This window comes from Stenotrophomonas sp. 05L414_2, assembly GCF_056397905.1.
Window position 1 is genome coordinate 1 of sequence record NZ_JBFTOJ010000161.1, and the last position, 9,257, is coordinate 9,257.

Sequence of the window (9,257 nt, forward strand, 5' to 3'; positions counted from 1 at the left end):
CAAAAAAAACCGCCCGAAGGCGGTTTTTTGCATCGGGTCGGCCCCGCGTGGGGCCAGCCGCGGTCACAAGGACCGTTGGGCTTAGCGCTGACGCGCCTTGAAACGCGGGTTCGACTTGCAGATGACGAAGATCTTGCCACGACGACGCACGACCTTGCAGTCACGGTGACGGGCCTTCGCCGACTTCAGGGAGGACAGAACTTTCATGGCATACCTCGGCGTAAACAGTAGTTGTTCGGGTGGAGCGTGGCCGCGATATGCGAAAGACAATCGGCAGTGGACGCTCGTTCAAGCCCGCCATTCTACCGGGCTTTTCCCCATGGTTTCAAGTGGTTGCACAAAAGGCCCGTTGCGGGGTGTCCGGCAGGGGCTAGAATGCCCCCTTCACACGCGCAAGGACCCCCATGAATCCACTCGTTCCCGTCCTGACCATCGACGGCCCGTCAGGGGCCGGCAAGGGTACCATCAGCCGCATCGTGGCGCGCCGGTTGGGCTGGCACTACCTGGATTCGGGTGCTCTGTACCGCGCGGTCGGCGTGGCGGCCAGCTGGGCCGACATCGACACCTCCGATGCTTCCGCGCTGGTGCGCTGCACCTTTGATACGCATGTCCAGTTCGTCGAGCAGGGCGATGGCATGCGGGTCCTGGTCAATGGCACCGACGCCACCGACGAGCTGCGGCTGGAGACCACCGGGGCGCTGGCGTCGGCGATTGCCGCCATCCCCGAGGTCCGGGCCGCCCTGAAGGAGCGCCAGCGCGCATTCAGGATGGAGCCGGGGCTGGTTGCCGACGGCCGCGACATGGGTACGGTGATCTTCCCGGACGCCCCCTACAAGGTCTTCCTGACCGCCAGTGCCGAGGAGCGCGCCGAGCGCCGGCATAAGCAGTTGAAAGACAAGGGGGTTTCTGTTAACTTTGAAGACCTCCTGCGCGAGATCATGGCCCGCGACGCCCGTGATGCTCAGCGTACCGTGGCGCCCCTGAAGCCGGCAGACGATGCTGTCCTCATCGACACCACAGGCATCGGCATCGAAGATGTCGTTGCCAGAGTGATGGATCTGCTTCCGGTTCCGGCTGCCTGATCCGTTCGCGCGGGAGCTCTGCCAGCAGCATCGGTGGAGGTCGCGCATCTGCAGTGCTGTAAAAGCTCCGTCGCGCAATGATGCGTGGCGGTTTTCCTACTTCCACACACGACCTGCATTTCCGGGGTCGACCAACAGGCGGGCGGTAGCCATTCCCTGAAGGGAAGCCAACCGACCCATGTGTCCAACAGAGTAAATCTAATGACCGAATCATTTGCCGAACTGTTTGAAGCCAGCCAGGCCAACCTGGCCAAGCTGAAGCCGGGCGCCATCGTCAGCGGTACCGTTGTTGAAGTCCGCGGCGACGTCGTGGTGATCAACGCCGGGCTGAAGTCGGAAGGCATCGTGCCGATCGAACAGTTCCGTAACGACGCTGGCGAAATCGATGTTGCCGAAGGCGACATCGTCAAGGTCGCCCTCGACTCGATCGAGAACGGCTTCGGTGAAACCGTCCTGTCGCGCGAGAAGGCCAAGCGCGCGATGGTGTGGGACGAGCTGGAAGAAGCGTTGGAAAAGAACGAAACCATCACCGGTCGCATCAGCGGCAAGGTCAAGGGTGGTTTCACCGTGGACATCAAGGATGTCCGCGCCTTCCTGCCGGGTTCCCTGGTCGATGTGCGCCCCGTGCGCGATCCGGCCTACCTGGAAGGCAAGGAGCTGGAATTCAAGCTCATCAAGCTTGACCGCAAGCGCAACAACGTCGTGGTCTCGCGCCGCGCTGTCGTCGAAAGCGAGCACTCGGAAGAGCGCGAGCAGCTGATGGACAAGCTGCAGGAAGGCGCGATCCTGAAGGGTGTCGTCAAGAACCTGACCGATTACGGCGCATTCGTGGACCTGGGCGGCATCGACGGCCTGCTGCACATCACCGACATGGCATGGAAGCGCGTGCGCCATCCGTCCGAAGTCGTSAAYGTCGGCGACGAGCTGGACGTGCGCGTGCTGAAGTTCGACCGCGAGCGCAACCGCGTTTCGCTGGGCCTGAAGCAGCTGGGCGAAGATCCGTGGGATAACATCGCCCGTCGTTACCCGGCCAACAGCCGCGTGTTCGGCAAGGTCTCCAACGTCACCGATTACGGCGCATTCGTCGAAATCGAGCCGGGCGTCGAAGGTCTGGTGCACGTTTCCGAGATGGATTGGACCAACAAGAACGTCAACCCGTCCAAGGTTGTGCAGGTCGGTGACGAAGTTGAAGTCATGGTCCTGGACGTCGACGAGGAGCGTCGCCGCATCTCGCTGGGCATGAAGCAGGTTGCCGCCAATCCGTGGGAAACCTTCGCTGCCACCCACAAGAAGGGTGACAAGGTGTCGGGCCAGATCAAGTCGATCACCGACTTCGGCATCTTCATCGGCCTGGACGGCGGCATCGACGGCCTGGTTCACCTGTCCGACATCAGCTGGGCGACCACTGGCGAAGACATCGTTCGCAACTTCAAGAAGGGCGACAACCTGGACGCAGTCGTCCTGGCCGTCGATCCGGAGCGCGAGCGCATTTCGCTGGGCGTCAAGCAGCTGGAGCAGGATCCGTTCGGCCAGTACATGGCGACCAATCCGAAGGGCTCCAAGGTCGAAGGCGTGGTGAAGGAAGTCGACGCCAAGGGCGCGATCATCGAGCTGTCCGACGGCATCGAAGGCTATGTTGCAGCTCGCGACATCGCCAACGAGCGTGTTGACGACGCGACCCAGCACCTGAAGGTCGGCGACAAGGTTGAAGCCAAGTTCGTGGGCATGGATCGCAAGGGTCGTACCCTGCAGCTGTCGATCAAGGCCAAGGACGACGCGGAAATGCGCGAAGTGCTGGAGGAATACCAGTCCTCTTCGGCTTCCAGCGGCACCACCCAGCTGGGCGCGCTGCTGCGTGCACAGCTGAACGGCAACAAGTCCGAGTAATATCGGCCTTACGCTGTTCGTTGTTTCCTGGACGGCCCGGGCACTGCCCGGGCCGTTTCAGGCTGAGATGCCCCTGATGTGAGCCGGTAATGACCAAATCCGAACTGATCGAAATCCTTGCGCGCCGGCAGGCGCACCTGAAGGCCGATGATGTCGATCTGGCGGTCAAATCATTGCTGGAAATGATGGGGGGCTCACTGTCGGCCGGCGATCGCATCGAGATCCGCGGCTTTGGCAGTTTTTCGCTGCACTACCGTCCGCCGCGCCTGGGGCGCAACCCGAAGACCGGCGAATCGGTTGCCCTGCCGGGCAAGCATGTCCCTCATTTCAAGCCAGGCAAGGAATTGCGCGAGCGGGTCAGCAGTGTGCTGCCGCTGGACGCAGATCCGGCCTGAGCCATCCGTCGCGCGACTTCGTGCGAATCCCACCACGAGTCGGATAAGCTACGGCCTCCTGCCAATGGAGCTGTCGCATGAAAGTTTTTCGTCTGCTGGTCCTGCTGGCGGTTCTGATCCTTGGTCTGATCATCGGTGCGGTCAACATGACGGCCATGTCGATCAACCTGCTGTTTACCCAATTGAACACGTCCGTCGGCGTGGCGCTGATCGCCGCTCTGCTGATCGGTGTCGTGGTCGGCGCTGGCCTGGTGCTGGTGAGCGTGGTCATTCCGCTCTACAGCCAGCTGCGACGTGCCAGCAAGTCGGCGGCTGCGCCGTCGGCGCCGGTCGCCCCCTCCCAATCTTTTGATGGACGTTGATCGACGATGGAATTCGTTTCCGAGTGGTTCTGGTTCTTCCTGTGTCTTCCGTTGGCGGCTCTGGCCGGCTGGGTGATCGGACGCCGCGGTGGTCAACGCCACGGTGACAATCAGGTCAGCCACCTGTCCAGCACCTATTTCCGTGGCCTGAACTACCTGCTCAACGAGCAGCCGGACAAGGCCATCGAACTGTTCCTGCACATCGCCGAGCTGGACAAGGAAACCTTTGAGACCCAGGTCGCGCTGGGCCATCTGTTCCGTCGCCGTGGTGAAGTGGACCGCGCGATCCGTCTGCACCAGGGCCTGGTCAACCGCCAGGACCTGAGCGACGCGCAGCGCGTGCAGGCGCTGCTGGCACTGGGCGAGGACTACATGAAGTCTGGCCTGCTGGACCGTGCCGAAACCGTGTTCACCGAACTGGCGCAGCTGGACCAGCGCGCACCGCAGGCGCTCAAGCACCTGATCGGCATCTACCAGGCCGAGCGCGACTGGGAAAAGGCGATCGACAACGCTACCCGCTTCGAGGATGTCACCGGCGAGCCGATGGGCAAGCTGATCGGGCAGTTCGAATGCGAGCTCGCCGAGCGCTTCCGTGGCGCTGGCAAGCTGGAAGAGGCGAGGGCGGCCATCGCCCGCGCCTACCAGGCTGATGCCATGTCGGTCCGTGCCGGCATCATCGAGGGGCGCCTGGAAACCGATGCAGGCAACGCCGAGGCCGCCGTGCGTGCCTTCGAGCGTGCCGCCCGCAACGATCCGGAGTACCTGCCGGAAGTGCTGCCGGCGCTGATGGAAAACTACCGCAAGGTCGGCGACCTGGGCGGCGCGCGCGCGTTCCTGTCCGAGATGACCGAACATTACCGCGGCATCGCCCCGGTGCTGGCGCTGACCCGCCTGATGGAAGAGCAGGAGGGTGTTGCACCTGCCCGCGCCTACCTCGGCCGCCAGCTCAAGGATCGCCCATCGGTGCGTGGCGAATCGGCGCTGATCGACCTCACCCTGGCCGAGGGCGCAGATTCCACCGCGACCCTGCACGACCTCAAGCACATCACCGATCAGTTGCTGGTGCGCAATCCCGCCTACCGCTGCACACGCTGCGGATTCGGCGCGCGTACCCACCACTGGCAATGCCCGAGCTGCAAGGAGTGGGGCACGGTCAAGCCGCTGTTGAATTACGCGGTGCTCTGAACCATGCCGTGGCTTGTGATGGCCGCGCTGCTGGGCCTGGCCCTGCTCAGCGCGGGGTTGACCTGGGCGGCGCGTGTGTATGCGCTGCGCAGGCAGCTGCTGGATCAGCCCGGCGAGCGCCGCAGCCACAGTGTCGCAACTCCTCGCGGTGGTGGCATCGCCATCGTGATCAGTCTGCTGGTTGCTGCGGCCGTGGCCGCTTTTTTCTGGCCGGACGCCGCGCCCAGCCTGGCTGTTGCCAGCCTTGGCCTGCTGCTGGTTGCCGGCATCGGCTGGTGGGATGACCATCGGCCGCTGCCAGCCATGCGCCGTTTGCTGGTGCATTTCCTCGCCGCTGTCTTGCTGGCAGGGCTGGTCAAGATGCACGGGGGTAGCTGGCTGTTGAGCCTGCTGGTGCTGTTCTTCACCGCCTCGCTGATCAACATCTGGAACTTCATGGATGGCATCAACGGGATTGCCAGCAGCCAGGCCGTCATCGTTGCGCTGGGCTTTGCCACCGTGCTGCCCTGGCCCTATTCGCTGGTGGCCGTTGTTCTCGGCTTGGCCTGCCTGGGTTTTCTGCCATTCAATTTCCCGCAGGCGCGGATCTTCATGGGTGATGTCGGTAGTGGCGCCCTCGGCTATGCGGTGGCGGTGGTGCTGGCCGTCGCGGCAGTGCACACCGACATCAACTGGATCCTGTTGTTGCTGCCGTTGTCTGCATTTCTTGTGGACGCGGGCTTCACGCTGTTGGCGCGCATGCTTTCCGGGCAACGCTGGATGGAACCCCACACCCAGCATGTCTACCAGCGCGCGGTGCAGGCAGGAGCCAGCCATGCCCAGGTGACAGGGATGTACTTTGTTTTGGGCCTGTTCAGTATTACAGTGTTCAATATCTGCACCAATTTGCAGCCGAGGTGGGAGGCTGTCGTAGCGGTCGCGTGGTTTGCCGCGCTGACCCTGCTGTGGCTCCTCCTGCGCAATGGATTGCGCCACCGATAAGGAATTACTCGATCTATGTCTTCACCTTGGCGGGACAGAATCCTCGGCCTGATGCCGCGTACGGCCATCGTCTGCCACGACTTGTTCATGGTATGGGCCTGTTGGCAGCTGCTGCACGCAGGTCGTTACTCGATTCTGGCCGACGCTCCTGCATTGCCCTTGTGGAACGTGGACACCACGCTGGTGCTGGCACTGCAGGGACTGGTGTTCTGGCGTATCGGCCTCTATCGCGGGCTGTGGCGCTTTGCCAGCGTCAGCGACCTGCTGAACATCTTCAAGGCCAGCTTCATCGGCCTGATCGCCATTGTTCTGGTACTGGCCTGGAAGCGCTTCAACGGCGTGCCGATGTCGGTGCTGGTGATCTATCCGTTCGCGCTGTCGGCACTGCTGGGCGCGCCGCGCCTGTTGTACCGCGCGTGGAAGGACTACCAGTCGCTGCAGTCCGATTCGACCGCGCGCCGGGTGCTGATTCTCGGCGCCGGACAGGCCGCCGAGACCCTGGTGCGCGACCTGCGCCGGTCCGGCAATTTCGAGCCGGTCGGCCTGCTCGATGATGCGCCGCACCTGCGAGGGGCCAAGCTGCAGAGCCTGCCGATCCTGGGCACGCTGGACGATGCACCAGCAGTGGCCCGCGAGACTGCAGCCAAGCTGCTGGTGATTGCCATGCCTTCGCTCGATGCCGTCGGCATGCAGCGCGTGGTGGCCATCTGCGAGAGCACCGGCATTCCGTTCCGCACGGTGCCCAAGCTCAGCGACATTCTGCAGGGGCAGTCGCTGCCGGGGCAGCTGAAGGAAGTGGCGATCGAAGATCTGCTCGGCCGCAAGCCGATCATGCCGGACTGGAACCTCATCCGTGGCTGGTTGGGCGGGCGCACGGTGATGGTGACCGGTGCCGGTGGCTCGATCGGGTCCGAGTTGTGCCGCCAGTGCGCGCGCCATGGTGCCGGTCGTATCGTGCTGCTGGAGATCAGTGAGCTGCTGCTGTTGACCATCGAGGGCGAGCTGCGCCGCAGCTTCCCCGATGTCGAGATCGAAGCGGTGCTCGGTGACTGTGGCGATCCCGCGGTGATCCGCCACGCGCTGTCGCTGCACCCGGTCGACACCGCCTTCCATGCGGCTGCCTACAAGCACGTGCCGGTGCTGGAGCGTCAGCTGCGTGAAGCCGTGCGCAACAACATCCTGGCTACCGAGAACGTGGCCCGCGCCTGCCTGGAAGCCCACGTCGAGCACTTTGTGTTCATCTCGACCGACAAGGCGGTGGACCCGGTCAATGCGCTGGGCGCCAGCAAGCGCTATGCGGAGATGATCTGCCAGAGTCTGGACCAGAAGTCCACGCACACCCGTTTCGTGACCGTGCGTTTCGGCAACGTGCTGGCGTCGGCCGGCAGCGTGGTGCCGCTGTTCCGCGAGCAGATCCTCAAGGGCGGCCCGGTCACGGTGACAGACCCGGAGGTCAGCCGCTATTTCATGACCATTCCCGAGGCGTGCCAGCTGATCCTGCAGGCGGCCGCGTCGGCGTCGCACGGCGCGATCTACACCCTGGACATGGGCGAGCCTGTGCCGATCCGGGTGTTGGCCGAGCAGATGATCCGGCTGGCGGGCAAGCAGCCCTACAAGGAAATTCCGATCATCTATACCGGCCTGCGCCAAGGCGAGAAGCTGCACGAGACGCTGTTCTATTCCGACGAGGACTACCGGCCGACCGCGCACCCGAAGATCCTCGAGGCCGGCGTCCGTTCGTTCTCGCGGGACATCGTGCTGGGCAACGTGCCGAAGCTGCGCGAGGCCATTGCCCGGTACGACATCGATACGATCCAGGAAATCCTGTTTGCGACCATGCCGGAATTCTCGCCAATCGAACAGGATGCTTACATTTCATCCGCTAAGGTTGTGCCCTTTCCGGCACGTGAGGCCAACAGGCACCAATGAGCAAGCGCATTCGCAAGGCGGTATTCCCGGTAGCGGGTCTGGGCACGCGTTTTCTTCCGGCGACCAAGACGGTGCCGAAGGAGATGCTGCCGATCATCGATCGGCCGCTGATCCAGTACGCCGTGGATGAGGCGATCGAAGCAGGCTGTGACACCCTGGTGTTCATCACCAACCGTTACAAGCACGCCGTCGCCGACTATTTCGACAAGGCCTACGAGCTGGAGCAGAAGCTCGAGCGCGCGGGCAAGCACGAGCAGCTCGAATTGATCCGCCATGTGCTGCCGGAAGGCGTGCGCGCGATCTTCGTCACCCAAGCCGAGGCTCTGGGCCTGGGCCATGCGGTGCTGTGCGCCAAGGCGGTCATCGGTGACGAGCCGTTCGCCGTGCTGCTGCCCGACGATCTGATCTGGAACCGCGGCGCGGGTGCGCTGAAGCAGATGGCCGACCTCAACGAGGCCAGTGGTGCCAGCGTCATCGCCGTGGAGGACGTGCCCCACGACAAGACGGCCAGTTACGGCATCGTCGCCACCGAGGCGTTCGACGGCCGCAAGGGGCGTATCTCGCAGATCGTGGAGAAGCCCAAGCCGGAAGACGCACCGAGTGACCTGGCAGTGGTGGGGCGCTATGTGCTGAGCCCGAAGATTTTCGAGCTGCTCGAGCAGACCCGCACCGGTGCCGGTGGCGAGATCCAGTTGACCGATGCGATCGCCGAACTGCTGAAGACCGACGAGGTCGATGCCTATCGTTTCGAGGGCACCCGTTTCGACTGCGGCACCCACCTGGGGCTGGTCGAGGCGACGATCCGCTTCGCGCTGGACAACCCGAAGCTGGCCGGCCCGGCGCGCGAGAAGCTGGCGGCGATGCTGGCGGAGTAAGGGTTTTTCGAGCGCTCCGGCAGCGCCTTCCTGCATAGCTGGGGGAGGCGCAGGCAGGCCGCTGCAGGACACRCCGTAAACCCCGCTCCGCGGTCCGGCCCAGCCGCTGACGGCTGTGCGTTCGGGCGCTTGCGAAGCAGTGCTTCGCAAGCAAAGCGCCCTCACCCATGGGGGCTCGATGGCGCCTTGCTCGTGTGCGCTGTCCTGCGCACACGGCAAGACCGGGGTTGGGCGTCCTGCCCAACCCGCCCGAGGCATGCCTCGGGCCCATGGCGCCAACGGTCCTGCAAAGGCCCACCCATCCCGCCAGCCTGGTTTCCTGCGGGCGCGGACGGGAAGGGCGGAATCAAGAGCAGGGCAGAAACGAAAAAGGCAGCCGATGGCTGCCTTTTTTCGTTTCCGGAGCATCCACGCATGGCGTGGATCTACTGCTCTTGCCTCTTCTCATCCTTCCGCCGCGGGGAGGCTGGAAGGGCCGGGTTGGCAGGGCTGCTCGGGACCGTTGGCGCCATGGATGGCGCCATCGAGCCCCCATGGATGGGTTCACGGCGTGTCCCGGGC

General features: G+C 63.9%; 9 protein-coding genes. 8 read left to right on the forward strand and 1 reads right to left on the reverse strand.

Going from position 1 to position 9,257, the window contains the following annotated elements; translation table 11 throughout:
• Positions 1 to 81: 81 nt before the first annotated feature.
• Positions 82 to 207, reverse strand: a complete 126-nt coding sequence (ykgO, locus tag AC1DJN_RS17970; RefSeq protein ID WP_005409283.1) for a type B 50S ribosomal protein L36 — start codon at positions 205 to 207, stop codon at positions 82 to 84.
• 197 nt (positions 208 to 404) lie between these two features.
• On the opposite strand from ykgO, the gene cmk reads away from it, so the two are divergent.
• The 8 genes from cmk to galU all read left to right on the forward strand — a co-directional run bounded on the left by cmk (position 405) and on the right by galU (position 8,696).
• Positions 405 to 1,082: a (d)CMP kinase gene (cmk, locus tag AC1DJN_RS17975; protein ID WP_025875034.1), complete on the forward strand. Its 678-nt coding sequence runs from the start codon at positions 405 to 407 to the stop codon at positions 1,080 to 1,082.
• Positions 1,083 to 1,283: 201 nt separating this feature from the next.
• A complete protein-coding gene (gene rpsA, locus AC1DJN_RS17980; RefSeq protein ID WP_025875032.1) occupies positions 1,284 to 2,969 on the forward strand; it encodes a 30S ribosomal protein S1 in 1,686 nt (561 codons plus the stop codon).
• An 89-nt stretch (positions 2,970 to 3,058) separates the two neighbouring features.
• Positions 3,059 to 3,364 (forward strand): integration host factor subunit beta, encoded by a 306-nt coding sequence (locus tag AC1DJN_RS17985; RefSeq protein WP_005409286.1) that lies wholly within the window; start codon positions 3,059 to 3,061, stop codon positions 3,362 to 3,364.
• A gap of 77 nt (positions 3,365 to 3,441) precedes the next feature.
• Positions 3,442 to 3,726 carry a hypothetical protein gene (locus AC1DJN_RS17990; RefSeq protein ID WP_442252134.1) on the forward strand — a complete coding sequence of 95 codons (285 nt, stop codon included), beginning with the start codon at positions 3,442 to 3,444 and terminating at the stop codon, positions 3,724 to 3,726.
• A 6-nt stretch (positions 3,727 to 3,732) separates the two neighbouring features.
• Positions 3,733 to 4,911: a lipopolysaccharide assembly protein LapB gene (gene lapB / locus AC1DJN_RS17995; RefSeq protein WP_032977571.1), complete on the forward strand. Its 1,179-nt coding sequence runs from the start codon at positions 3,733 to 3,735 to the stop codon at positions 4,909 to 4,911.
• A gap of 3 nt (positions 4,912 to 4,914) precedes the next feature.
• Positions 4,915 to 5,892, forward strand: coding sequence for an MraY family glycosyltransferase (locus tag AC1DJN_RS18000; protein WP_442252135.1), 978 nt, complete (start codon positions 4,915 to 4,917; stop codon positions 5,890 to 5,892).
• 15 nt (positions 5,893 to 5,907) lie between these two features.
• Complete coding sequence (locus AC1DJN_RS18005) at positions 5,908 to 7,821, forward strand: polysaccharide biosynthesis protein (protein WP_032977567.1); 1,914 nt, start codon at positions 5,908 to 5,910, stop codon at positions 7,819 to 7,821.
• On the forward strand, positions 7,818 to 8,696 hold the full coding sequence (galU, locus tag AC1DJN_RS18010) for a UTP--glucose-1-phosphate uridylyltransferase GalU (protein WP_025875017.1): 879 nt from the start codon (positions 7,818 to 7,820) through the stop codon (positions 8,694 to 8,696). Before AC1DJN_RS18005 ends, galU begins: the two co-directional genes overlap by 4 nt.
• Positions 8,697 to 9,257: the final 561 nt, after the last annotated feature.